Source organism: Clostridium nitrophenolicum (assembly GCF_055391695.1).
This window is the reverse complement of the sequence record NZ_AP042469.1, coordinates 1,889,618-1,915,220: the sequence shown is the minus strand read 5'-3', so window position 1 is coordinate 1,915,220 and position 25,603 is coordinate 1,889,618. Positions and strand designations below refer to the sequence as shown.

Genomic DNA, 25,603 nt, shown 5'->3' with positions numbered 1-25,603 from the left:
AAAGCTCTTGACACAATTATTATCTTTATGCTACAATAATTGTGTGATTTAAAATTAATATGATATAATAGTGATAATTGTGTCTAAATTTCAATTATACATTAAAAACCTTTTATTGTAAATATCACATGTAATGTTTTTAAAATAACATTATATGCCGTTATACAAGAACTCAAAAATGTACATAAAAGACCTTCAAACAAATTTGAAGGTCTTTTTTAATAAAATTTTTCTCTATACATATTTTAAATAAGTTCTTATCATGTCAATCATAGCTCTGACATTTCCATTAAATAAAAGCGAAAACTCCACTGCAAATAGATATCCACATTCTGCGCATAGTCCTTCTACCTCTACACATCTCCCGCAATTATATATTTTACCTTCTTCAGATACTATACATTGATAACAGGGCCTATTCCATGAATTTTTCAGATAAACATCAAGGGCACTATACAAATTAAATATAGGCATCTTTTTCTTAATAAGTTCTTTGATTTTACTTACTACCTCTAACTTTTCTTCTCTGCTGAGAGTGAGATATTCTGTTCCTTTATATGGGGTGTGAAAGTTAAAAGATATAGAATTTATATTAGGATTTTTATCTGCAAATTCAACAACTTCCTGCACCTCTTTAAAATTCAACTTATTTACTGCCATATAAATACATATGTTAGAATCTACTGCATCATCAATATTTTTCATGATACTGTCATAAGTATCTCCTCTTATCAAATTATGAGTATCTTTCATACCATCAAGACTCAAAAATATTACATCAGCTTCAGGAATATCTAAAGTAACAGTGCCATTGGTTACAACATTCACTATATAAAAGCCTATTTTTCTTGCCTCTTTGATTAAATCTCTTATATTTTTCCCTTTATCCTGCCAAAGCAAGGTTTCTCCACCACAGAAAAATAAAATTCTTATACCTATACTATAAAATCTTTTCATTTCCTTTATAATACTTTCATAAGAGTGCATTTTCTTATTTATATTATTTACTGCACAATGCTTGCAGCTTAAATTACAGTAATCCGTCAATATTATAGTTCCTAGTATTGGCTTCTTTTCTTTAAATACTATACTTTTGATACCGAAATAAGCTAAATATAAGAAATCTTTTTTCTTCATCTCATATCTCCTTATAAATTAAGTTCTTTTATCCAAGGCTGCTGCATAGAGCTCTGCCATAGCTTGTCTAGATAATATATGGAGTACTGTTTTTCTACATAGTGGTACGCAAATCTGCCAAGGTCCGTTAAAATCACTTTGTTTCCTTCTGATTTTATCATCTTCAAAATTTTTAAAGCTGTAAAAAGTATTCTAAATTCATTTTTCATATCCTTGTTAAATAATTCATAAAATCTATTTTCATCTATTACTCCATCGTAGCATCTCCAAAATAGCCAAAATATCATCTTCTCCCTTTCTGTCATTATATTTACAATATTTATAGGCAAACTATCTTTATTGAGTGAATTAATATATTCATTTACATTAAAAGTATTAAGGTAAAAATAGTTGCTAAAAAGGGAACTAGCGCCTGCTCCTATTCCAATAAAGCTTTCTCTAGTAACGGATGTATATCTGTTGTCCATATCTTTTCCATAAGTCCATATGGAACTTCTTTTATAATTATGCTCCATGGATATCTCATCAATAATTTGAAGAATTCTTTTTTCTCCTAGTTCACTGAATCTACTTAATCCTTTTTCTCTTATTAACTTATCCATGCTAGTCATGGGAAAAACAATAAGAGGATATATGGAAATTTGGTCTATATCATATGAGTAAGCAGTTTTTAGATCATACACTATGTCATCAATAGTTTGTCCAGGTATATTAGTCATGATATCAATATCTAAACACTTAAAATCAAAACTTTTAACTAGAGTTATAGCCTCCTGTACATCCTTGTCATTATAACATCTTCCTAAGAATTTTAACTTATCATTATTAAAAGTTTGCACACCTAGACTAATCATATTAATTCCCATTTCTTTTAGGTTTTGAAGAAGATTTTTTTCTACTTGCGAAGGATATATCTCTATTCCTATATCCCCCACAAAATTAAAATTACTTCTTATAAAATCAATGATTTCTTTAAGTTCTGGGCTTAAAAGGGCTGGACTTCCGCCGCCTATATATACGGATGTAATCTTTTTATCCATTAAACTATTCTTATAAATGGTTAGCTCCTTAAGCAGCGCCTTAGAATATTCCCTTGCTTTATCTTTTTCATATATTTCTTTATTATAGGGACAATAAGGGCATATATTTTTGCAAAAAGGAACATGTATATATATTCCACATTCATCATCAATACTACTAAAATCAATCATTTTCTTCTTATATCTCACGAATTTGAATTTGTCCCTTTTCCCTAATATAACTCTACGGAAAAAATCAGTAATCATAATACTCACCCCACTACACTTATAGTGTAATTTTACACTGCAAGTGTAGTGATGTAAATAATAATTTTAAGAACTATAGGACTTTTATTACCTTAAATACTATTTATAGTTACTTTGTAACTATTTTGTAACCTTTTCTTTATTCCATAAATAACCATAAAATGATATAATTTATACAAATGTAAATTTGATGTTAACGTAAAGGATGTGTTCAAAATGAAAAAAGGTCACATAAAAACAGCTGTTACAGCCTTTGTAGCAGGGTTATCCATGGTATGTCTATTTAAAGGAACAACTGTACAAGCTTCTTCTCTGCCTACAAAATATGATATGAATCTAGAATTTAATGCAGAGAAAAAGAACTTAACCGGAAAAGAAGATGTATACATTAACAACAACAGTGGTTCTGACCTGAAAACACTGGAATTTCATTTATATGCAGACTCATACAACAAAAGAGAAACCATGCCTTTTTACAATAGTTCTATGGGGGACAAGCCTCTTTCAGAACAAGAAAAAGGTGATATCTCAATAGAAAAGGTTATCGCAAACGGAAAAGAGCTAAGCTATACCCAGGACAATGAACTTCTTAAAATATCTTTAGATAAAGAGCTTAAAAAAGGCGAAAATTTAAGTATATCTATACAATTTAATCTAAAACTGCCTAATGGGGTTTTAAGACTTGGATATTCAAACGATGTATATTCATTTACAAATTGGTACCCAATACTTTCAATGTATGATTCAAAGGAAAATAAATGGGATGAAAACTCATTTAATATTATAGGAGAATCAAATTATAGTGATATATCAGAATATAGTGTAAATATTAAAGTACCTAAAAACTTTACTGTAGTCTCCACAGGAAAGGAAACAGAAGCATCTTCAGAAGATAATGCTAAAGTAATGAATCTAAAGGCAAAAGATGTAAGAGACTTTGTAATGATTATGAGTCCATATTTTAAATCTGTATCTAAAGAAATAGATGGCATAAAAGTAAATAGCCATTATTTGGATAAAGAAGGTGATTCAACACTAAATACTGCTGAAAAAGTTTTGGACTCTTCTGTAGAAGCAGTTAAATTTTTCAGCCAGCAATTTGGAAAATATCCTTATGATGATTTAGATATGGTTGAAACGTATTTTCAAGGTGGAGCTATGGAATATCCACAACTAGTTCAAATGCCAAAGTATCCTTCAAGCATAAAAACTCCTTCAATGAATAAGTTCTATGATATGACACCTTTTATAAAGCAAGCTGCTGTTCACGAAGTTGGACATCAATGGTGGTATGTAACCGTAGGCAATAATGAATTTAAAGAACCATTCTTAGACGAATCTTTAACTTCCTTTTCTACTGCATACTTTTTTGATAAAACTGAGGGACCCTACTCTGAAGAAAGTATCTTAAGTAGGCTAAGGGCTCCATTTGCAACTCGCGAAGAAGCTTATGGTGAAATGAAAATTCCACCTGCTGGCTCAAGTGTGGACAAGTACAACAACATGATGATCTATAACATTTCAATATACGGAAAAGGTGCTTTAATATTTGAGGACTTAAGAAATAGAGTTGGAGACGCAAAGTTTAAAGAAGTAATGCAATCCTATTTCAAAGAATATAAATTTAAAAATTCATCTATTGATGGACTCTTATCTATAATAGAACAAAATTGTGGAAGCGCTGTTAAAGAAGCTATAAGAAATGCCATATATTCAGATAAATACAATCCAGAAAATTTAAAAGTGACTAATGAAGATTTTGAAAAAATGTCTATCGAGAGATTAAAGAGTTCAATAAAGGCTTCAGAGGATAGCAAAGGCTTTGTATTAGGAAGTTTATTTCTTAGAGCTGCACAAGGAGAAAAAGTTATAATTGTCACTCCTTCGTCCCTTAGTAAAACAGAAGAATCATTAATTGAAGATAATTTAAAAAATTATTTTAGAGACTTATATGGAAAAGTATTAATTAAAAAAGACAAAGACATTATCGAAAAGGACCTTATTGATAATAATGTTATGCTCTTAGGTAATCCACAGAACAATGAGTTATTTAATTCTATATCTAAATCTCTTCCTATTTCTATAAATAAAACAGGAATATCTTCTAGCGGTTTTACTATAACTAACGAAAATATAAGTGGATTTTTAGTAACAAAAAACCCTAAGGATGAAAAAAAGGTTATGGGAATACTTTTCTGGACAAAAGATGGTTCTGCAAACTTTTTCTTTGATCCTGAGATGAATTCACAATTTAGAATTTCCATAGATAATAAGCAATTTATGAACGGGGATTTTTAGTTCTTAAGGTTAAAAATGCGGCAAACTTAGCCGCATTTTTTTCTACAGATTAGCTTTTAATTTTAGGTTCTGGTATATATGTACCTTCTAATACTCTCTTTAGCTTTCTAAGAAAATAACCTGATACAATCGGAGATAGAGCAATAAATATTAAGTAAAATCTTAGTATTGAAGTATTTTTAAATATAATTAGCAGAAATATTAATATAACCCCACTTATAACTCTCCCTAGATTAAGTGCTATATCTTTATTAATCATATATTCTATTCTCATATCTTCTTCATGAGCTTCATTTATGACATTAAAGGTAGATGAAGATAATTGTATAATAAAAAATGGAAGAAAAAATGCATCCGCTACAGTATAGATTAACAATGTTTTATATTCTATATTTATAGCTAATCCTAAAACAGCTGCAAAAGAACCTATTGTTCCAATGAGTATAGAAGTTTTTCTACGAGTTGGCTTAATTATTTTTTGTACCAATATATAAGATGCAGAAGATATCAAAGAAGCAGTTAATGTAAATTTCCCGAGAGAAAGTTCGCTTTTAGTAGTCTCAATGATTAATATATTTACTAAAAAAACGATTATAACATCTCTAATTCCCCAGAAAACTGTAGCCTTCTGAATAACTTTCCACTCATCACAATTACTTGAAAATATTTTTTTATAATTAATCTTACTAGAATAATTATTACACTTCAAAATCATACTAATTAAAATAAGCAGTAAAAATATAGTAAGAGTAGCAGTAAAAACTATATTATATCCTCTTATACCAGTAAACCTGTTAATTATATACGCGGAAGTTATCGGAGCTATTGCTGCAGAAATTCCACAAAAGCTTCCGTTAAATCCATTAAAGGTATCCCTATTGTTAACATCGGTGAGATCAAAGCTTAAAGTGTTAAAGGCTAACCAGTAAAAGCCTACGGCCACTCCGAACACAATCCCAAGAGCATATATGTATGGTACCCCTTTGTTTCCTACAAATAATATCAACCCATAAAACAAGGCATAGGTTAGTAACCCTAGTCTTAAGGGTAATATTCCATTTTTCTTTTTAGCAATTATTCCAGCCAAAAGGAAAGTTATCGGTGTAACTATGTAATGAATTAAGTTATAAATTACTATTACAACAAAATCATTGGTTTGTCTCCAGAAGAAAACATTTATAAAAATACCTGATAGTCCTGTAGCAAATGAGAACAGCATACTTACAACTAATAGAACTTTAGCATTTTTGCACATAAGGCTCTCTCCTTTAACTTCGTTAATACCCTTTTATTATGTGCATAATGTGCTATTATATTAGCAAATAAAAAGGAGATATATCAAAAGTAATTTGACATCTCTCCTTTTTATTTTAATTAATTGAAAAGTCCATTTTTACAGGTGCTATAAGATTAGATGCCTTTCCATCTTTTTCTACAGATTTAATATCTTTTATAAATAATGTGTACTTTTTCCCTTTTCCATAGGATGTATCTGGTTCTACTTTTATAGCCTTGGTGTTCTTATCATAGCTAACTTTTATTTTAAATTGATGATTTTCCTCATCTAAAACATATATATTAGCTGTATTTACTGTCAAAGGATCTAAATCATCAGAGAATTTGACTGTCCATGATTTGTTATCAGCCACTTTATCCTTTTTCTGCAATTCTATAAATTTACCCTTCTCTTCCTTTGAGATTAATACATTTTTTATTACCATAAAATTCTTTTTATTTTGTTCTATTTGAGTTTCTCCACCTACCACACAAAGGTAATTCTGCTTTAACACAGCGTCCATAACAGGAGCAAAGTTCCTTATATCTTCTGCAGTGGTTGATACAAGTTCTTCTCTTTCCTTTTGCATATCAGATTGTTTAACTCCTGTTAAGTACAATCCATCTGCAATCATACCATCTGCTGCAGGTCCTATTAATGAACTTAAAATACCAGTAGAATTATCAACTTTTCCTGCTGCACCAATTATATAATTGTTCATTTGTTTCTCATCCGCTTTAAAATTTCTTAGATATTCAGGAATTTTATCGAAAGTATCAATAGTCTCTTTTAAATTAGGGTCTCTGTAGGAGGATAATATAACACTGCCATTCTCTATTCCTATATTAGCGCCGTAAGCTCCACCCTTTACTCTTATATTATTCCATAAATAATCACTTTGTAGTATGTTTTGTAATACTATCAGCTTCCCATTTTGTGTATATCCTGCTTTTTTAAGATCTCCGCCTTTAACTACATACTGAACCTTTGAAGGTATGATTAGACCTTCATTTATTTTTGAGCTATCAAAGGTGTATTTGTAACTTGTTAACTTATCACTCTTTAGTGAACTCGTTAATTTATTCAAGCTATCAGTAAAGCTTTTATAGTTTTCATCATTTCCTGTAATACTTGCAATCATATCTTGTTTATTAAATATAGCATCTCTGACCTGCTGCAGGTTCTTAACAATTTCATCACCTTTACTATCAAAATTCTTATCTAAATCGCATAAGAAAGAGTAGAAGCCTTCATTTTCGTAAGCTTTATATTTTCCTGATTCAGACATATAGGATGCAACTCTTTCTGCCGCCATACCATATCCGTTATATGCCATACCCTGCTCTTTTTGCATTTTTATATTATTTATTATTTCTTTTATACGAGCTTTATCATTTAAATTACTGTTAAATATAATTTCTTGTAAAAGCTCAAATCCTTTAGGTAGGTTTTCGTTTAATCCTATTAAGTTAACACACATTTTAGGAGAATAAGAATCATTGTCTCCATATTTAACTAAACAATTAGTTGAAAAACCAATCCCACCAGAATTAATCAACGTCTGCTCTGCTAATTCTTCTTTAGAATAGTTTTTTGTATCTATATTTCCAAGAATTTGACTTAATAAATAAACATAACCTAATTTGTCTTGGGAAACCTTCGTAGTATCAAAGTATAAGCCTACATAATCCACACCATTCGTATTTATAGGGTGTTGAAGTATCTTGACACCATTTTCATTCTTTTCGATAGTTTTATATTCTTTAACATTTCTATTTATATCTTCACGAGTAAGAGTAGGCAAAGTATTTATTTCCTCTTGTGTAGATGGAGCCGCCTGCCATTTTTTAAGTTCCTCCGTATTTTTAACTAATTCATCTATCTTATCTTTTGAAAGAGAAGCTTTATAATTAGCTAATTTAGCTTTAAGCTCACTTTCTTTCTTCTCCTCAAGGCCTGGAACTGGCTTTAGGACTACTAGTGAACTATGTTTATTATCAACAAGGTATTTTTTTACTAAGCCTTCCATATATCCTGTTTTAAATTTATTTTTAATATCTGCCATATCAGAATTCATATTTAAATAAGCTGTAGGATCTCCACCATAAAGCCAACTTCTCATAATTAGCATATTATATGATAGAGCAAAATCTCCTTTTAACATTCGATGTGATAAATCATATACCTTAGAAATTGAATTTAATAACTCATCATTAAACCCTTTTTCAACTACGTTTTGTAATGTATCATCAACAACCTTTTTAAATTTTTCCTTTTGATTTTCATTAACATTTTCTGCTACTATGCTTAGTACTGGCTGAATATTTGAATTATCAAATTTAACACTTACATCTTCTCCAAAGCCGTTATCCTTTAATGCTTTTTTAATAGGCGATGATGGTATACCACCAAGCAATGTCTGAATAAATGCGAAGGTTTCTACTAACTCTTTATTAGTAGATTTATCAATTACATAATTTAAACTTAAATATGTTTTATTGTCAGTAGGTGATCCATTAGGTATTGAATATTCCACTGTTTTTTCTACTCTCTGTGTAAAGGGCTCTTGAAGTTGAAGCTCTGTTTTAACTTCTTTTTTATCAAAATTATTTAAATATTTTTCTCCAATGAATTTTAGAGTTTTTTCAATATCCATCTTTCCATACAAATAGAAGTAACTATTAGCTGGGTTATAATTATCATTATAGGTCTTTACAAGCTCCTCATAAGTTAAAGTTGGCATATCCTCTGGCAATCCACCGGATTCGAATTTATATGAGGTATCAGGGAAAAGTGATTGTTCTATACTTTTATTTAGTATTCTATCTGGCATTGAATAGTTCCCTTTCATTTCATTGTATACTATGCCATTATATTTTAATTCACCATCTTTAGAGTCTAACTCATATCTTATGCCTTCCTGCTGAAAAATTCTTTTATCCTTTAATACGTTAGGATAAAAGACTGCATCTAAATATACACTCATTAAATTTTGAAAATCCTTATCATTTTTACTTGATACAGGATAAAGAGTACTGTCATTTGAGGTCATAGCATTCAAGAATGTGCTCATTGATTGCTTACCCATTTGATTAAAAAGGTCTTTAACAGGATAATTTTTTGACCCACAAAGTACAGAGTGTTCTATTACATGGTTCACTCCAGTATTATCTTTAGTTGGAGTTCTAAAGTTTACACACATCATTTTATCATCACTATTACTCTCTAAATATATAAGATGCGCTCCACTTTTTGAGTGAACATATGTATATGAATTACACTTTAAATCTTCTATCCATTTCTTTGACTCTAATTTAAATCCACCTAATGAATTGCTTTCTGTTGCTGCATAGGATGCTTGTACACTAACCCCAGCTGCTTTAACACTACCTGATATCTGCATTATCAAAGCTTGTGATGCAAGCATTGTTGATAATGTAATTGCTATTAAGACTTTTGTTTTCTTATGCATTATAATCTCTCTCTTTCAAACAATTTTTCCATATATAATCTCATATGGAAATATAACTTACAATATCATAATATATTCTATACTATCCAGTCAAATCCCTTTAAATGATGTACAAAAAATTAGTTCTTGTTTATTATGTTTTTATATGTCTACCGTAATTTATATTATTATTTGAAAAAAACTAATTATTAATTCAAAAATATTTTAGGCATATGAAAAGAAATAAGAAACCAAATATTCGAGAATACTAGTCTATTATTTATTTGATTATGCCTTAACAAAAATAAATAATTAAAAGGTGCGGCAATACATCCGCACCTTTTAATTATTCATATATGTCCGAAAACTCAATTTGAACACTCTCAATATATTTGGAATTCATATCTTTATAAGATGATTCAATTTCTGAATCATTCTTCTCTTCTACAAGAGTCACTGGTAATTCAATTATAAACTCACTACCTTCTCCAACCTTACTTTTAACATATACCTTCCCGCCGTGGAGTTCTACAAGTGATTTTACCAGTGCCAGACCAATTCCACTTCCTTCACCTCTTCTCGAAATAGGCCTATTTACCTGAGCAAATCTTCCAAAAACACTTTCTAATTTATCTTCAGGAATTCCTATCCCAGTATCCTTAACAGATAATTTAATTCTATCTCCTAAATCATAAATATTAACAAATATACTGCCGCCTCTCTCAGTAAACTTAATTGCATTTGATAGTATATTTAATACTATTCTTTCGATTTTATCCGAATCAAAGGCCATATATTTTTCTTCTACTTCTGTATCAAAAATTAAATTTATATCTTGAGATTCAGTGTAGCTAGCAGCTGATAAAACTATCTCTTCTACAGCATATACTATATTGTCATTAGCCAAATTAAGTGCTAGGTATCCTCCATCTATTTTAGTGGTATCTATTAAATTATTTATTAATCTTAAAAGCCTCAATGTATTTTGATTCATGATCTTTAAATATCTATCTATGTCGTATCCTTCCCCATAGCTAGTTAACTTTATTGATTGAAGTAGCTGAGTTGTACTCCATATTACATTTAATGGAGTCCGGAGTTCATGAGAAACATTGGCAAAAAACTCAGTTTTAAGTTTATCATACTCTAATACTTCTGTAAGCATTCTTTTGTTTTCTTCAAAGTTTTCACTTAGCTCTTCTACCTGTTTTGTAGTATTTTCAACTTGGAACTGCAGTTTTATAGCTTCTTTAACTGAGTGCTTTAAATCTATAAGAGTTTTTACCCTAGTTAAAAGCTCAGAACGTTCAAAAGGCTTTTTTAAATAATCATTGGCACCACATTCAAAGGAAACAACCAAACTTTCAGCACGATTATCAGCTGTCATTATTAAAACTGGCAGGTCAAGTAGAGAGTATTTTTCTCTTAATAGAGTACATACTTCAAACCCAAGCATATCAGGAAGCATTATATCTAGTATGACAAGATCTAACTCTTTGTCATTAGCCACCTTTTCTATTGCCTCTCTGCCGTTAGCAGCTGTAACAACCGTATATTCTCGTTGCTCTAAAAAATGTTTTAAAACCCTTATGTTTATTGGTTCATCATCTACAATTAATATTCTTTTACCGTTCTTAGGTACTTCTTTACTACATTCAGCATTTTCTTTGTAGTCCAACATTTCATTTAACTCTTCTTTGTCTGTATCTCTTTGTAATCTATCTATCTCATGGCTGCAGGAATTATGTTTTGGTAATGTAAAAATAAATTTTGAGCCTTGGCTTACCACAGATTTAACCCTTATTTCTCCGCCGTGAAGCCTCACTAGCTTTCTTGCTATATGCAGACCTAAACCTGTTCCTCTATATCTTCTATTTATTCCTTCACATTGTTCATAGGGATCAAAAATTTTATTAATCTGTTCCGATGGTATTCCTATACCTGTATCGGATACAGTAATTTCCATGTAATCTCCACTTTCCTCCGTTGATACTACTATCTCACCAGCCTCAGTAAACTTTACTGCATTTCCTATTAGATTATACAGAATTTGTTCAATTCTGTTCTCGTCACCATAAATAGGAGGAGTATTATAATCTATGTTATTAATAATTTTTAAATCCTTATTACCAATAAAAGGTTCACAAAACTTTATGATAACATTAGTAAGCTGTCTAATATCCACAGCTTTCATTTCAAGGTTTATATCATTATTTTTAAGCTTTGAGAAATCCAAAATATCATTTACTAAATTAGACAATCGCTTAGCGCTAGCCTCTATTAGATTTAAAGTTTCTTTATTTCTCTTACTTAGAGACTCTGGTAATTCTAAAGACAAACTTTGAGATAATCCAATAATGCCATTTAACGGCGTCTTCAATTCATGGGACGTATTAGCTAAAAAATCATCCTTAAGTCTATCCACAGATTTTAGTTTTTCTGTCATTTCTTCAACACTAGAAAATGCCGTTGAAAATCTATCTGCTAACACATAGGATTGAGCCAAAATAAAAATAAGCATACCTAGTGGAGCATAGGAATCAGTCTGAATTATTGAATATTCATATAAAATATCATTAAGTCTTGTTATAAACAAGATAAATACAGCAACTATGACCATTGGATACCCTTCACCTTGTGTAAAATATCTATAAGATAAGTTACCCAAAATGTATAATAATAGAAAGAGTGCTACTATTTCAAAAGGAAATAATAAATTGTTATAATTTACAACAGGTAAAAGCAATATTATAAGAAAGTAAGCTATTCCTACAGTCTTCGAAAATTTAACTATTGATTTAGATATGATTTTGGGGTAAAAGCTATCTATAAAAAGTACAAGCATAGGTATATAAAGAAAAAATGTCCACAGAAGAAGTTTTGTATTTAAAACATAGTTCATATTAGGAAATATACTGTAGATTAATCTTTCTCCAACTAAAATAGTTCTTAGTCCTACTAAGGCACATACTATAGCAAAATACAAAGGAGCCTTGTTCTTTTTTCTTCTTAGAAACATGGCAAAATGATATATAACAGCTACTATAGTGCTGCCAAAAAGGAATAAATCGAATCCTAATTTTTTAGCATTATATCTGCTAATTTGTGATTCCGTTCCCAATAAAATGCTGTCAATTTGTCCTGTGCCATAATAAAAATTACTTGTTTGAAGAACTATATCAAGTTCTCCAGTATTGTTATAAAGAGCTCCTGTACTTGTAGCAACCTTTGGGATCATCTCTGCTTTAGATGTTCCCACAACTCCAGATTCCGCTACAAGCTTACCGTTAATCCATATTTTATGCGCTGTTTGAATAAACTCTGTTTTTATAGCATACAAGTTCTCTGCATTATTAGTAAGGACTTTTAAACGGTAAGTAGCATATCCTTTGCCATCTAGCTGTTTTTCTGGATATTCATACGTAGAAAAATTTCCTGGAATATTAATTACTCCTGTTTTCTTCAAATCACTTTTCTTTTTGAAATCCTCTGGAGTTAAAAGTTGATTATAATAAATTTGCCATTGTCCGTCTAATTTAACAATACCTTGATTTTTAAAATTCCAATTTTTTAAATCTAAAACACCATCCTTAGCTATTGGCTGCGCTTTGAAAGTTTCAGTGTTTTTATTAATAAACATTAAAAGCAATATTAAACATATAGATAGTGCTGTACATATTAGAACTGCCCTAACAATAGCAGGCTTTAACTTCCGCATAAAAATCTCCTTATAATTTATTATTATAACTTCTAAAGATATTTTACCAAAATTTTAGCCATTATTCTACCAATTATAACATTCTTCTTCATTTTTGAGCAAAAAAATTGACAAAAGACTATTCCAATAGCAATATTGACATAGTCTTTTTTATTATTGTGTAAAAAAGTAAAACAGTTTGCATATAAGCAAACTGTTTTATCTTTACATATATATTATATTATATCTAAAGCTACCTTTTTTAGATACTCTAATTTACTTTCATAGTTAAGAAAAGTAGAGTCATATACTTCTTTAACCATTTTAAAGTAGTTTATAAATTCCTGCTGCTTCTCTATACTTATATTAAATCTTGCTGCAAGTCCCATTAAAAACTGTATCTCTTTTTCATCATATGCTCCATCTGATAAAGCTAGCCCAACTAATTCAAAGTATATTATATTTTTAATTCTATCTGTAGATCCCTCTAATTCCTTAATAGCTGATTCAAAATCTAGCTTTTTTATATCCTCTTTAGACAAAGAAAGTTCTTCGACATATTCTTCTAATAATTCTTTTTCATTTTCAGCAAATACTTGGTCTATATTAGCCAAAACTTCAACCAAATTAACAAATGCAATGGCTTCTTTTTTATTAAATTCACTTAAAAACATCTCTACATTCCCCCTTATACAATATTAACGAACACTGACCATAACCTCTCAAAATATACCCTTTACCAATTAATTGAAACTTGGACCAAATAAGATTTAAAACTTATCTTGCTATTAATGGATTTAAAGAATAGTAAGGTGTAAAATTATCCATCAACATAATATTACACCATAATAAGCTATTTGTTAATATTATATCCTTTAGCTTTGCTTATATTTTTGTAATTCTGAATCTAAGTCAACTTCTTCCAGCTTTGCAAATTCTTTATCTAAAGAATCTTCCTGTCTTAGATCCTGTAATCCCTCTGCAAAAGCTTCTTTCTTCTGGATTTTTCTTTCTATATCATCTAAGTTTATCTTATTATTTCCATCATCTACATTAGCTAAAATTTCATTAACCTTTTTACTTGCCTCAGCATTGTTATATCTTGCAGCAGCTTCATCTCTATAAGTTCTTGTTTTGCCAATTTCCTCTTCTAAATCTCTTAATTTTTTCTTAATAGCCTCTCCTTTTTTTACTGCGTCCTCATAACTTGTTTTTAATGAATCATAGCTCTTATCAGCCTCAAGTTTTTTAGCTAAGGCTTTTTTAGCTAACTCTTCATTACCTTTGCTCATTGCAAGCTTTACTTTTTCATCATATTCTTCAGATTCTCTTTTAGCATTATTCATTTTCTTTTCATTCTCACGAACATTACCTAAGATTTGTGCAGATGAAAGTTTTGCTTGATTTAAGCTTTCTTCCATATCTCTTACTTTTTGATCTAAAAGCTCTATTGGATTCTCTACCTCATCTAAAGCGTTGTTAACCTTTGCCCTAAAAATATTTGATATTCTTTTAATCATTCCCATAAAAACATCCTCCTAAAGATTATTTTTTAACTTTTTAATTTCTTGTTCAAAAACTATAATCCTATTATATAGTTATATATACTATTTAACAATATTAATTTAAACTTATTTCCACTTGTTTTCGACTATTTATCTAGTATTACTAAGCTTAATCTCTATATATCTAAATATATCTAATATTTTGCTCAATTTTCCAAGGTATAGATATCTTAAATTATGCAAATAAAAAAAGGCATCACTGCCTTTTATACTTTATATTTACTCTTATTTATTTTCTATTGATTCTCTTTTCTCAGCAAGATTATTATTTAATTCTACTCCATTTGTATTAATCTGAGTAAAATCCGTTACTGTTGTTGTTGCAAAATTGAACACTCCTATATTAGCTGCTTGTGCAACAGCATTTTGAAAAGCATTTTCGAAATTATCTAAGTCTCTTATTTTTTCACTCATAGCTTTCACCTCTTTTAATGTTAAGCTATCCAAAATAAACTTATGGTATTCATGTTGGTGAATACCATACAATCTTTCTGTCAAAAATTATAATAAAAACTTAAAAGGTATATAATAATCGTGGTACATTAAAAATAGTTTAAAAAATGTTTATGGTAGAAACGGAGAAAATAATGCTATTAATAAAAAATACTTATAAAAAATATAAACACTTTTTGTCCTTAACTATATTCCTATTTTTAACCTTATGGTTTGCTTATCTAAAGAAAACTATAATTCCTGAGCATATTATGTATTTTTATCTTGATTCTCAAATACCTTTTCTGAAAGAGTTTGTTGTAGCCTATTATTTTTGGTTTGCATATATGGCTATTGGGTTTCTATATCTTGGGTTTGTATCAAAAAGAGACTTTTACAGAATGGAGCTTTTTCTTTCGTTAGGCATGACTATTTCCTTTATAATATTTATACTATATCCAAACGCTCAATTTCCCAGACCAAGTGTACCAGGTAATGATGTTTTTTCTTGGCTAGTTAATTTTATTTATGATCATGATGGCACAAATAATGTATTTCCAAGCATTCATGTTTGCAATGCCATTGGAGTTCATATTTCACTAATTAATTGTTATGAATTAAAGGATAAAACATTACTTAAAAGCTTATCATTTGTGGCGGCACTATCAATATGCGCTTCCACAGTGTTTATAAAACAACATTCAATTATAGATGTTGTTGGAGGGGTTATTCTTGCTACAATAATTTATATATTTATTTATCAAACACCAAAATTATTTGCATCTTCACCGAAGATAGATAACATAGAAAACTAAAACAGAAAATTCTAGTATTATTCTATATTTATTAAATTCCAAAGAAGATAGTTTATGCAAATATAAAACTTAAATAATTCCTCTGTAGACCTGGTTCCAATTTCCAGAAACATTGATTTGACTTACTTCTTAACATATATTAAAATATATGAGTACAAAAGCATACAAAAGACAGTTCGTAACCATCCTGTCTATAAACAAAACTAGGACGTAACTACCGGCTTAGGTAGTTTTTTGTTTAAGGGCAGTTTCTGCCCTTTTTTATTTTAGGAGGAATTTACATGTATATTTTAAAAACAGAACACAGTTTTGATAGTGCTCATTTTCTTGCTCAATATGTAGGTAAGTGTGGGAATATTCATGGACATAGATGGCGGGTGGAAATTGAGATACAATCTGAAACATTAGCAAAAGGTGGTCAACTTGACGGTATGGTAGTGGATTTTGGTGATCTGAAAAAAGATGTTAAAGATATGATAGATTACTATGATCATGCATTAATTATACAAGAAGGAACTATGCGACAAGAAACATTGAACTGTATACTTCAAGATGGATTTAAAGTAATAACAGTTAACTTTAGACCTACAGCAGAGAATTTCGCAGTTTTTTTCTTCAAAGCAATAAAAAATAAGGGCTATAATGTAAAAAGATCTATTGTTTACGAAACTCCTAGTAATAGTGCCATATATGAAGAAAGCGAGATGAAATCCAATGAGTTTTAAAGTAGTTGAAAAATTTATTAGTGTAAATGGCGAGGGTTCTTTGTCCGGCCAGCTAGCAGTATTTATAAGATTTGCAGGCTGTAACTTAAAATGCAGCTACTGCGATACAGAATGGGCCAATAAAGATGACGTAACTTATGACTTAATGACTGGCGATGCCATATATGAGTATATAAAATCTACTGAGATCAGAAACATAACTCTAACTGGAGGTGAGCCTCTTCTTCAAAAAGACATAATAGAATTATTAAAGAAACTCTGCAGTGATGAGACACTTAATATTGAAATAGAGACTAATGGTAGTATGTTATTAAGTAGGTTTTTTTATATAGAAAATCCACCAACCTTTACTATGGATTATAAGCTTCCTTCAAGTGGAATGGAAGATAAAATGATATTAGATAACTTCAAATACTTAACTTCCAAGGATACAGTTAAATTTGTATCCGGCAGTATTGAAGATTTACAAAGAGTCAAAAATATAATAGATAAATATAAACTTGTAGATAAAACTAATGTATATATTAGTCCAGTATACGGAAAAATTGATATGAGCGAAATTGTAGAATTTATGAAAGACAATAAAATGAATGGGGTAAACTTGCAAATGCAGCTTCATAAAATTATATGGGCCCCAGACAAGAGAGGTGTGTAATGTAATGCCAATCGATACAAATGCAATTGAGGAGCATATTAGAGGTATTTTTATAGCATTAGGCGCAGATCCTAACAGAGAAGGTCTTAAGGATACTCCTAAACGTGTAGCTAAAATGTATGAAGAAATATTTGAAGGAATGCTCTATACCAATGATGAAATTGCGGAAATGTTTAACAAAACCTTTGAAGATGATTTATCTTTAAAAGAAGGCTCCGATACTAATGACATAGTTATAATGAAAGATATAGAAATATTCAGCCATTGTGAGCATCACCTAGCATTAATGTATAACATGAAGGTCGCAGTAGCATATATACCTAATAAAAAAGTGATTGGATTAAGTAAAATCGCTAGAATAGCTGAAATGGTAGGACGAAGACTTCAATTACAAGAAAGAATAGGTACAGACATAGCTGAAATTATTCAAAAAATAACTGATTCAAGTGATGTAGCTGTTATTATAGAGGGCGAACACGGATGTATGACTACCAGAGGTGTAAAAAAGCCTGGTACTAAAACAGTATCCGTTACGCTAAGAGGAAGATTTAATACTGATCCAATGCTGAATAGCAAGCTGATGATGCTTTATAGTAAGTAAATATTTATAGATGTAAAAAACCGAAAATTGACTTACACCCCGGGCTATGTTTCCAAGCTTCAGTCCGTTAAAAACTTTTAGTCAGTCTAAAGCTTGTGTTTCAAGATAACCTAAGAACTTTCGAGAACTCGCTGTGCTCAAACAACTCTAAAGTTCTAAGGTTCTCTTAAAACTCTTCACTAAGACTGACACAAAGTTTTTAAATCTACCTTCAGCTTTGGAAACACATCCCTTTGTGTAAGTCAATTTTCTAGCTTCAAACCCTATAGATAAATAACTTTGATGATTGGCTTAACATAGGTACCCCTATGAATACCGCTAATAAGTCAAGCACTAAAGTTGGATATCTATATAGATATCTTGAACTTATTAAATACGTCTTGTATAGTCTGTAAAGCAATCAATACAAACCTTTTTCCCATTCATAAGTCTTATTTTATGTTCTGCAGCAGATTCTCCGCATTCTTCACAAACTACACTAGTAAATATTCGTGCTTTTTCTGGAAGTTGAAAATTAGGCTTTTTAAATTGAAATAGTTCATCACAAGAAGCATTCAATATGCGTTCCATTTCCTTTTGCCTATCCTCACCTTTCTTTCGGGATTTAAGCACAATCCTAACCCCATCGCCATTTTTTCTATTGAAAAATGTAAAGGCCATTTTCCCTGAATCTTTATGTATCAAGTTTCCTTTTCCTATAGAGCAGCCTGTTAAAACCTGCACAGCATCTACACAGCAAGCATCGTTCTCAACTACACATACTATTTCTTCATCCTTTGAAAAGCTCAATCCCATCTTTTCCTTTGCTGCTTCGCTCACCTTATAGCCTATAGCTAGTCCAGGACATTCATGTCCGTGAAACTCTATACACTTTTCCCATAATTTATTATTCATTTTTATACCCCCTTGAATTCACTTTATCCGATGACTACCCGCTCTAATACTCCCATCACACTCTGTGAAAGTGATTCACACAAAATCGTAGATTTTTGTTCTCTACTTTTCTTCAAGGTGGGAATAAAGAGCGGCTAAGTCCCTGGATTCGTTCAACTAAACTTCAGATGACGTCTAAAACTTCACCTGAAGTAAGTTTCACTTTATTACATTACCTACTAAATATTATAACTAAAATAATTTATAAATTATAGAATTTTCGATTTATATTATTCAAGCATGGACAAAAAAATGCACCTCCAAATATTAGATGTATCTAACATTTGGGGGCACTTCAATTCTGCCTACTTTTTTATCTTAAGAAAATTAAGTTTTATAAGCTGTATACACAGCAAAAACGAAAGAGATATAACTAAAACATAATATGATAATACCATTTCAGTATTTAGTTTAACTGTAAAAATAATAGACAGTACGTTAATTACTATATACACTAAACAGCATTTAAAATTAACTGATTCTCTATACGCTCTAACCATAGTAATGATAAATAGTACTAGTATAAAGAGTAAACCATAAATTATCCAAACTTTTAAAGATAACTTATTATATACATCATTCCTGTATGTCAAAGAGCGCATTAATCCCATCTTTTTATCAGATAGATAATAAATAATCAGAGAAAATGCTATTAAGCATGCTTGAATAATAGTACCTAACCATTTTAAAAAACTTTTTATTCTCATTGTACTTATTCCTCTAGTATTAGTTTCTTATTGTTGTTTTTTAGGCTCTCCCGTTTCTATAGGATTTGCTGGGTTTCCAGTGTTTCCACTCCATTCATTCCAACCACCATCATAAAGTGATATGTTTTTTAATCCCATAACATCTGCATAAGTTAAAACTTCTGCTGCTCTCCAGCCTGTTCCACAGAAGAAAGATAATCTTTGCTCTGGAGTAATACCCCATTCTTTCCACATAGCAATTATTTCATCTTTATTACGCATTGTATTGTCTACATTTCTATAATCATCTAGATTTGAATTATCTGTGCCCGCATGTCCCCATACTGAACCAGCTGGACGTCCCTTTGGTTTTATATAGTCATATCCTGATGTCTTACCAATATGTTCATCCCAGCTTCTAATATCAACTAATTTACTTCCCTGCTTGTCTGCTATTATTTCTTTAGCTTGTGGTAAATCAACAATATAGCCTTTGTTTGCAGGAACTGTTGCTCCAAAAGAAGCTACAGCAGTTTTCTTATTAGATGTTTTCTCTAGCTCATAACCTGCATTTTTCCATTTTGCAGTTCCACCATTTAAAACTCTAACATCTTTTACGCCCATATACTTTAGTATTGCAGCAACTCTGAAGGATGGCATTGAATCAGCTCCATATAATACAACTGTAGTATCTGTTGTTATACCACTACTTTCTGCAAATTTTTGAAGTCTATCATCAGAAAGACGATTCCAAAGTGGACCTTCTTCAACTTCATCAGTATTGATATGTACTGCCCCTTTAATATGACCTTCTTTTAAATAATCTGGTGACTTTGTTTCATCTCCCCAGGAAACTTCAAAAACCTTGTATTCTTTACCTTTATAAGTTTCTGGTTTTTTACCATCTATTAAATCTTTTACCCATGATGCTGGCACTAACATTTGATAGTTTGTATATGCTTCCATTGGCATACTTTCATCTTTAGCCCACTCTTTTACATCATATGTATATATATTTTTATATCCCTTTTTAGATAAATAATCTCCGACTTCTTTGGCATCTTTTCCATTGGCATCATAAAGAACTACATTTTTTTCTGATGATATTCCCTTAGTCTTTAGAGCATCTTCTAAACGCTTATCTTTATTCTTATTATCTGCTTTTAGCCAAGCAGCTGAGAAATCTGTAGCACCTTTAATGTGTCCTTCTCTTTTCACGCCATCTAGTGTCCAGCCATTAAAAGCGTCATTTTCTCTTGTATCTACTATTACCCAATCGCTTTTCCCAACTTTGTCTTTAAGCTCTTTAGTAGTAATAGTTTTAGCTTTTCCATCTTCTTTAACTTCTTGCTTACTTCCACATGCAGCTAATGCTGTCACGGAAAGAGATAAAGTTAAAAGTATACCTAATAATTTAGTACTTTTTTTCAAGATTATTCCCTCCTAGATATCCTTAGTTTTTATAAGCTTTATGGTCCCTAATTATAGAGTTTACTATCACTTAATTAAGAAGTAAATATATACTTCCTCTATATTAAATTTTCAAATAACCAGTTTTAACTCTATTACAAAACCGAATAGATCACATGTTTTTAAATATGATAATAGCCTTAATTATCTGAGCCACTAGTGTCATATAATTAAGGCTATTGTTACAGTAATTATTGATTTTTTATAACCATCATTTTACTATCAGCTGTAGCGACAAGTTCATCATTGCTATTAAAAGCCTCAGCATACATATTTATTAAAGTATTTCCTTTATATTTTAAATACACATTAATCACAAGCTGGTCATTTTCATAAATCGGTTTATGGTAATTAGTATTCAAATCCAATGAAACTGCCTTATTTTCTGTAGAAAGTAAGCCTAACATACCAAAGGCGTTATCAAAAGCTGCGGAAATAAACCCTCCCTGCATAGACTTCACCGGGTTTAAATACATCTCTAGCACAGGAAACTTTATCTTAAGCTTTTCATTTGGCACATATTCTAGTAAAGTTGGCTGCATTAATTCAAAACAACTTGCTGTTATTTCTTCAAGAGATGTCAACATATACTCTTTTCCAATACTAATTAGAGCTTTTTCTATATATCTCATTGCATCCATTTCTCCTTTTATTATAAAAAATATCATACTTATATAAAATTAATAATTCCTTATGTAAACCCTTCCTATACTGATATGCTTTTTTGCATAGGTATCTTAATTTTCATTGCTAATGTAAAATTCATTATAGCTATACATGCTCCAGCAATGAATACATACTCATACCCAAAAGCATTCCAAATTAAACTTCCTAACCATGGAATAAACATTGACACTACATGATCCATACTGATTCCCATGGATAAAGTAGGTGATATATCTTCGCTGTTTACAGCAATTTTTTTCAAATAAGTAGCCCTTGCCATGGTAGCTGCCGTAAGAAGCTGGTCTACTACAAAACAGGCACAAGTTATATATAAAGCAATATTCGTGAGCAAACCAGTTCCTGGAATATTTTTCGCAAAAGCATAACCTGTACATACTAAAATAAGCAGCAGTGCCTCCGCTGTTAGTACAAACTTTTCTCCCATACTATCAATAAGATAACCAACATAGGGTTTAAAGAAGATTCCAATCCCTGCAGTCAAAAATCCTAATAATGCAAAAGTACTAACTCCTTGATTAAATATCTTAATAAGTACCCATGGGCCAAAGGTTATAAATATCTGTTTTCTTGCACCATTTAATATACTAAGATAATAAAATAAGCTATATTCTTTTTTTACAAACAGTTTCTTTATTTTACTCTCGTTTTTATAGGGTGTCATTTTAAATATTAATACTGCAGAAGCCATATAAGCTATTGCTCCTATTGAAAAGGCAACTCTATAATCTAATTTTACATATCTTAACGCAATGGCAGTTATAATACTTGTTACAAGAAAAGCGGCAGTATTAAGCCCATTTATCTTTCCAAGTATTTTTCCTACATCCCCTTCCTCTGCCAGTTTCATTCCTATACTATTTTGTACTGGCATTAAAAGGTGCTGTCCCATACTGTATACAATCATCCATAACATAGTTATTCCAAAATTTTTTGATAAGCAGCCTATAGCAAGCATCCCCAATGCAGAAAGTATATTGGCTACGAAGGCTATTCTTATATCACCTAAGAATAACAACATTCCTAAAACAAATACTACCATAATCCCTGGAAACTCTCTTGGCAGCTCCATTAAAGTTCTTTGTGTAACAGTAACATGAAAAACATCACTAAAAAAATTATTAAAAGCTGAAGAATCAATGCTTTGGCTAATCCCCATAAATGCACCGGCAATTAGGAATAATGTAAAATCTTTTTTTCTCAATTGTATATCCCCCTATGTAGTTCATCAATATTTATTATTTTATCATACATAGAATAAGCTAACATCATAATTGGGTAAAATATTTGAACTACAGGTCTCTTTAGTGGTCTAAAAAGCACTTAAGCAAAAAACTTGCTTTAGGAAAACATTAATTTATGAATAATTACTTTACTTTACGAGAAAATATTATATAATAATAATATAGATGTAATTACAAAACTTACATTATAATCTTAAATTATATAAATGAGGTGATTTTTATGAAAAAAATTGAGATATACACTAGCGATACTTGTGGTTACTGTCATGCTGCTAAAGATTATTTTAATCAGAATAATGTTCAATTTACTGAATATAACATCTCATCAAATTCTGAAGCTAGAAAAGAACTTATGAAAAAGGGCTATAGATCTGTTCCTTTAATTGTAATTGATAGTGAGGAAATCCTGGGATTTGATAAAGATAAAATTGATTCAATTTTAGGATTATAGCTAACAAGGCATAGAATTTAATTCTATGCCTTATTATATTGCTGTATGCATTCCAACCTCGACTTTATTTCGACCACTATGTTTTGCCTTATAAAGAGCTTTATCCGCCGTTTCTATAATTTCATTATATTTTATATGTTCTTTTGCTGATTTGTAGCATATTCCTATGCTTATTGTGACTCTAATAGATTTATTACCTACATTAAATTCATATTCTTCAATATTTTTTCTTATCATTTCACATAACCTTAAAGCTTCACCTAATTCTATATCCGGAAAAACTATACCAAATTCTTCCCCTCCATATCTACCAACTATATCACAACACCTAACAGAACTTTTTATAATAGATGAAATTTCTCTCAAAACCATGTCTCCAGATGTATGTCCAAAGTTATCGTTGATTTTTTTATAAAAATCAATATCAAGCATTGCAAAACAAATTCCTTTTTTAAGTTTCAATTGTTTCTCATACTCTTTTACAAATAGCTCTATTAGAACTCTATGGTTATATAAATCAGTAAGCCCATCCTTCATGGCTAATTCCTTCAATTTATCTTGATGAGTTTTAAAGCGTAATGCAGAGTTTACCCTGGCAGATACCTCCACCTCATCTATAGGTTTTCTTATATAGTCGAAAGCTCCAAGTTCCAAAGCTTTCTTTATATTTTGGCTTTTAGTTTCTGATGTAACCATTATTATAGGTATATCCTTACTTTCATCCTTTTCCTTTAATAATTTACAAACTTCAAAGCCATCAAGCTCAGGCATAACTATATCCAATAAAATTACATCCGGATTAATTCTACTAGCTAACTCTAAGGCCTCCAATCCGTTAGTACATGCAAATACAGCATATCCCTCTCTTGATAATATATCTATGAGAATTCTTAAATTTAATTTTGTATCATCTACTATAAGTATTGTTTTAGTCATTATATTTATCACCTATCCATTTTCCCATTTATTAATAGTATAATACGACTAATTACCGTGATAATATGTTTATTTTTCTTTTGGCTAATGATTCTAATCAAAAACTTTTATCTAAAAATCGACACATTTCACCAAATAATATACTTAATTTTACCAAAAGAAGTTATGCAAAGTAAATAGCAAGTTTTATCCAAAATTTTTATACTGTTAGTTAAGTAAGGTTAAAGTATAAAATAAAACCAAAGAGAGTTTAAAATAATAAAAGCAACTATTAGCTTGTATTAGCCAAACTGTTCTAAACATGAAACTAAGCAGTTCTTCATATTAATTTAACATTAATTTAACATTGATAATATAAATAAAAGATAGTAACATTGTGTAATACTTTAATATAACTGGAGGGGCATAAAAAATGTTTAATGAAAAGAAAACACTAAATCTTTATACAAGTATAGAATCTTATAACAACTCTGAACCAGATATAGTCATTGAAGATGCAAGCATTGAGATTCAAAGAGAAGGTTTTTTAGTAATAAAGGATTCTAACAATTATACTCATATAATAAACGTAAATAAATTCGTAGCGGTAGTTTACTAGGGGGGCAAATCGAAATTGAGCTTTTTAAAGGATCTAGAATTATATCCTATATATTTAAAATGGAGAGAAGGTACGAATGCCTTTGAATGTTTCCTTAAATCAACAGCCTTTGTATCTTTGAAAAATTATCCAAACTTTGAATTAGAGGATCCTTATATTTCTCTAGAAGAAAATATAATGTATGATAAGATTAAGACAATAATAGATTCAAATAATACATCAGATACCATTTTTCTTTTAGATATACCAGGACACCAAAGTGTATTATTAGGATATTTGCTTCAAAATAATTTAAATATTAAACCTATACTAACGCTTAATCTGCTTTTTCATCCTTATGGATTAATAGGCGGCAAGAAACTTATAGGTAATTTACTTCTTTGCGGAGATAAATTAAATAGTATTAATCCTAAGGGATATATCTTCATATTAGATAGTGGAAGATATTTATTGGAATCTGATGGTACTGAAAAAAATTCATTTAACAACCAATACGAAACTACAGAAGAAGATATGCCAAATGTAGAATTATTAAAAGAACTTTGTTACTCAAAGGCCGTTTATATTTACTCTGATAAAATAAAAGAAGATATAAATTGTTATCTTGATTATCTGGAGCATTTTGATATTAAAGTAAGCAAGTGTAAGATTGGAGAATGTTAA

At 30.1% G+C, this 25,603-nt stretch carries 21 protein-coding genes; 8 read left to right on the top strand and 13 right to left on the bottom strand.

Annotated features, from left to right (window positions below; all coding sequences use genetic code 11):
• Positions 1 to 234: 234 nt before the first annotated feature.
• Together ACZ5N4_RS08895 and ACZ5N4_RS08890 are read right to left on the bottom strand one after the other, a co-directional pair.
• Positions 235 to 1,137 (bottom strand): radical SAM protein, encoded by a 903-nt coding sequence (locus ACZ5N4_RS08895; protein WP_464209114.1) that lies wholly within the window; start codon positions 1,135 to 1,137, stop codon positions 235 to 237.
• 11 nt (positions 1,138 to 1,148) lie between these two features.
• Positions 1,149 to 2,423, bottom strand: coding sequence for a coproporphyrinogen-III oxidase family protein (locus tag ACZ5N4_RS08890; protein ID WP_464209112.1), 1,275 nt, complete (start codon positions 2,421 to 2,423; stop codon positions 1,149 to 1,151).
• Between the two features lie 216 nt (positions 2,424 to 2,639).
• On the opposite strand from ACZ5N4_RS08890, the gene ACZ5N4_RS08885 reads away from it, so the two are divergent.
• A complete protein-coding gene (locus tag ACZ5N4_RS08885; protein ID WP_464209110.1) occupies positions 2,640 to 4,721 on the top strand; it encodes a M1 family metallopeptidase in 2,082 nt (693 codons plus the stop codon).
• Between the two features lie 49 nt (positions 4,722 to 4,770).
• Here the strand turns inward: ACZ5N4_RS08885 and ACZ5N4_RS08880 are convergent, their stop codons facing one another.
• The 6 genes from ACZ5N4_RS08880 to ACZ5N4_RS08855 all read right to left on the bottom strand — a co-directional run bounded on the left by ACZ5N4_RS08880 (position 4,771) and on the right by ACZ5N4_RS08855 (position 15,124).
• On the bottom strand, positions 4,771 to 5,976 hold the full coding sequence (locus ACZ5N4_RS08880) for an MFS transporter (RefSeq protein ID WP_464209108.1): 1,206 nt from the start codon (positions 5,974 to 5,976) through the stop codon (positions 4,771 to 4,773).
• A gap of 115 nt (positions 5,977 to 6,091) precedes the next feature.
• Positions 6,092 to 9,469: an insulinase family protein gene (locus ACZ5N4_RS08875; protein WP_464209106.1), complete on the bottom strand. Its 3,378-nt coding sequence runs from the start codon at positions 9,467 to 9,469 to the stop codon at positions 6,092 to 6,094.
• 325 nt (positions 9,470 to 9,794) lie between these two features.
• Entirely contained in the window at positions 9,795 to 13,166 is a 3,372-nt protein-coding gene (locus ACZ5N4_RS08870; protein WP_464209104.1) for an ATP-binding protein, read from the bottom strand.
• Positions 13,167 to 13,381: 215 nt separating this feature from the next.
• Positions 13,382 to 13,819 (bottom strand): hypothetical protein, encoded by a 438-nt coding sequence (locus ACZ5N4_RS08865; protein ID WP_464209102.1) that lies wholly within the window; start codon positions 13,817 to 13,819, stop codon positions 13,382 to 13,384.
• A gap of 201 nt (positions 13,820 to 14,020) precedes the next feature.
• On the bottom strand, positions 14,021 to 14,671 hold the full coding sequence (locus ACZ5N4_RS08860) for a PspA/IM30 family protein (RefSeq protein ID WP_464209100.1): 651 nt from the start codon (positions 14,669 to 14,671) through the stop codon (positions 14,021 to 14,023).
• A 264-nt stretch (positions 14,672 to 14,935) separates the two neighbouring features.
• Positions 14,936 to 15,124: a hypothetical protein gene (locus ACZ5N4_RS08855; protein WP_464209098.1), complete on the bottom strand. Its 189-nt coding sequence runs from the start codon at positions 15,122 to 15,124 to the stop codon at positions 14,936 to 14,938.
• 173 nt (positions 15,125 to 15,297) lie between these two features.
• Here ACZ5N4_RS08855 and ACZ5N4_RS08850 point away from each other — a divergent pair, with 173 nt between their 5' ends.
• The 4 genes from ACZ5N4_RS08850 to folE all read left to right on the top strand — a co-directional run bounded on the left by ACZ5N4_RS08850 (position 15,298) and on the right by folE (position 17,938).
• Positions 15,298 to 15,957: a phosphatase PAP2 family protein gene (locus ACZ5N4_RS08850; RefSeq protein ID WP_464209096.1), complete on the top strand. Its 660-nt coding sequence runs from the start codon at positions 15,298 to 15,300 to the stop codon at positions 15,955 to 15,957.
• Between the two features lie 281 nt (positions 15,958 to 16,238).
• Positions 16,239 to 16,682, top strand: a complete 444-nt coding sequence (gene queD, locus ACZ5N4_RS08845; protein ID WP_464209095.1) for a 6-carboxytetrahydropterin synthase QueD — start codon at positions 16,239 to 16,241, stop codon at positions 16,680 to 16,682.
• Entirely contained in the window at positions 16,672 to 17,337 is a 666-nt protein-coding gene (gene queE / locus ACZ5N4_RS08840; protein WP_464209093.1) for a putative 7-carboxy-7-deazaguanine synthase QueE, read from the top strand. Before queD ends, queE begins: the two co-directional genes overlap by 11 nt.
• A gap of 4 nt (positions 17,338 to 17,341) precedes the next feature.
• Positions 17,342 to 17,938, top strand: a complete 597-nt coding sequence (folE, locus tag ACZ5N4_RS08835) for a GTP cyclohydrolase I FolE (protein WP_464209091.1) — start codon at positions 17,342 to 17,344, stop codon at positions 17,936 to 17,938.
• Between the two features lie 369 nt (positions 17,939 to 18,307).
• Here the strand turns inward: folE and ACZ5N4_RS08830 are convergent, their stop codons facing one another.
• The 4 genes from ACZ5N4_RS08830 to ACZ5N4_RS08815 all read right to left on the bottom strand — a co-directional run bounded on the left by ACZ5N4_RS08830 (position 18,308) and on the right by ACZ5N4_RS08815 (position 22,915).
• On the bottom strand, positions 18,308 to 18,832 hold the full coding sequence (locus ACZ5N4_RS08830) for an FmdE family protein (protein ID WP_464209089.1): 525 nt from the start codon (positions 18,830 to 18,832) through the stop codon (positions 18,308 to 18,310).
• Positions 18,833 to 19,605: 773 nt separating this feature from the next.
• Positions 19,606 to 20,988 (bottom strand): rhodanese-like domain-containing protein, encoded by a 1,383-nt coding sequence (locus ACZ5N4_RS08825; protein ID WP_464209087.1) that lies wholly within the window; start codon positions 20,986 to 20,988, stop codon positions 19,606 to 19,608.
• A 230-nt stretch (positions 20,989 to 21,218) separates the two neighbouring features.
• The gene (locus ACZ5N4_RS08820) at positions 21,219 to 21,695 is read right to left on the bottom strand and encodes a PaaI family thioesterase (protein ID WP_464209085.1); all 477 of its coding nucleotides are present in this window, start codon (positions 21,693 to 21,695) and stop codon (positions 21,219 to 21,221) included.
• A 38-nt stretch (positions 21,696 to 21,733) separates the two neighbouring features.
• On the bottom strand, positions 21,734 to 22,915 hold the full coding sequence (locus ACZ5N4_RS08815; protein ID WP_464209083.1) for an MFS transporter: 1,182 nt from the start codon (positions 22,913 to 22,915) through the stop codon (positions 21,734 to 21,736).
• A 260-nt stretch (positions 22,916 to 23,175) separates the two neighbouring features.
• Here ACZ5N4_RS08815 and ACZ5N4_RS08810 point away from each other — a divergent pair, with 260 nt between their 5' ends.
• Positions 23,176 to 23,406, top strand: a complete 231-nt coding sequence (locus ACZ5N4_RS08810; RefSeq protein ID WP_178906116.1) for a glutaredoxin family protein — start codon at positions 23,176 to 23,178, stop codon at positions 23,404 to 23,406.
• A 33-nt stretch (positions 23,407 to 23,439) separates the two neighbouring features.
• Here the strand turns inward: ACZ5N4_RS08810 and ACZ5N4_RS08805 are convergent, their stop codons facing one another.
• Positions 23,440 to 24,342 (bottom strand): diguanylate cyclase, encoded by a 903-nt coding sequence (locus ACZ5N4_RS08805; RefSeq protein WP_464209081.1) that lies wholly within the window; start codon positions 24,340 to 24,342, stop codon positions 23,440 to 23,442.
• A gap of 412 nt (positions 24,343 to 24,754) precedes the next feature.
• On the opposite strand from ACZ5N4_RS08805, the gene ACZ5N4_RS08800 reads away from it, so the two are divergent.
• Positions 24,755 to 24,940: a hypothetical protein gene (locus ACZ5N4_RS08800; RefSeq protein WP_178906114.1), complete on the top strand. Its 186-nt coding sequence runs from the start codon at positions 24,755 to 24,757 to the stop codon at positions 24,938 to 24,940.
• A 15-nt stretch (positions 24,941 to 24,955) separates the two neighbouring features.
• Entirely contained in the window at positions 24,956 to 25,603 is a 648-nt protein-coding gene (locus tag ACZ5N4_RS08795; RefSeq protein WP_464209079.1) for a hypothetical protein, read from the top strand.

Coding starts and splice junctions, on each gene's coding strand:
- ACZ5N4_RS08850 (WP_464209096.1), top strand. CDS start 15,298: ATGCTATTAATAAAAAATACTTATAAAAAATATAAACACTTTTTGTCC.
- ACZ5N4_RS08810 (WP_178906116.1), top strand. CDS start 23,176: ATGAAAAAAATTGAGATATACACTAGCGATACTTGTGGTTACTGTCAT.
- folE (WP_464209091.1), top strand. CDS start 17,342: ATGCCAATCGATACAAATGCAATTGAGGAGCATATTAGAGGTATTTTT.
- ACZ5N4_RS08820 (WP_464209085.1), bottom strand. CDS start 21,695: ATGATATTTTTTATAATAAAAGGAGAAATGGATGCAATGAGATATATA.
- ACZ5N4_RS08895 (WP_464209114.1), bottom strand. CDS start 1,137: ATGAAGAAAAAAGATTTCTTATATTTAGCTTATTTCGGTATCAAAAGT.
- ACZ5N4_RS08805 (WP_464209081.1), bottom strand. CDS start 24,342: ATGACTAAAACAATACTTATAGTAGATGATACAAAATTAAATTTAAGA.
- queE (WP_464209093.1), top strand. CDS start 16,672: ATGAGTTTTAAAGTAGTTGAAAAATTTATTAGTGTAAATGGCGAGGGT.
- ACZ5N4_RS08875 (WP_464209106.1), bottom strand. CDS start 9,469: ATGCATAAGAAAACAAAAGTCTTAATAGCAATTACATTATCAACAATG.
- ACZ5N4_RS08855 (WP_464209098.1), bottom strand. CDS start 15,124: ATGAGTGAAAAAATAAGAGACTTAGATAATTTCGAAAATGCTTTTCAA.
- ACZ5N4_RS08830 (WP_464209089.1), bottom strand. CDS start 18,832: ATGAATAATAAATTATGGGAAAAGTGTATAGAGTTTCACGGACATGAA.
- ACZ5N4_RS08800 (WP_178906114.1), top strand. CDS start 24,755: ATGTTTAATGAAAAGAAAACACTAAATCTTTATACAAGTATAGAATCT.
- ACZ5N4_RS08865 (WP_464209102.1), bottom strand. CDS start 13,819: ATGTTTTTAAGTGAATTTAATAAAAAAGAAGCCATTGCATTTGTTAAT.
- queD (WP_464209095.1), top strand. CDS start 16,239: ATGTATATTTTAAAAACAGAACACAGTTTTGATAGTGCTCATTTTCTT.
- ACZ5N4_RS08885 (WP_464209110.1), top strand. CDS start 2,640: ATGAAAAAAGGTCACATAAAAACAGCTGTTACAGCCTTTGTAGCAGGG.
- ACZ5N4_RS08880 (WP_464209108.1), bottom strand. CDS start 5,976: ATGTGCAAAAATGCTAAAGTTCTATTAGTTGTAAGTATGCTGTTCTCA.
- ACZ5N4_RS08870 (WP_464209104.1), bottom strand. CDS start 13,166: ATGCGGAAGTTAAAGCCTGCTATTGTTAGGGCAGTTCTAATATGTACA.
- ACZ5N4_RS08860 (WP_464209100.1), bottom strand. CDS start 14,671: ATGGGAATGATTAAAAGAATATCAAATATTTTTAGGGCAAAGGTTAAC.
- ACZ5N4_RS08890 (WP_464209112.1), bottom strand. CDS start 2,423: ATGATTACTGATTTTTTCCGTAGAGTTATATTAGGGAAAAGGGACAAA.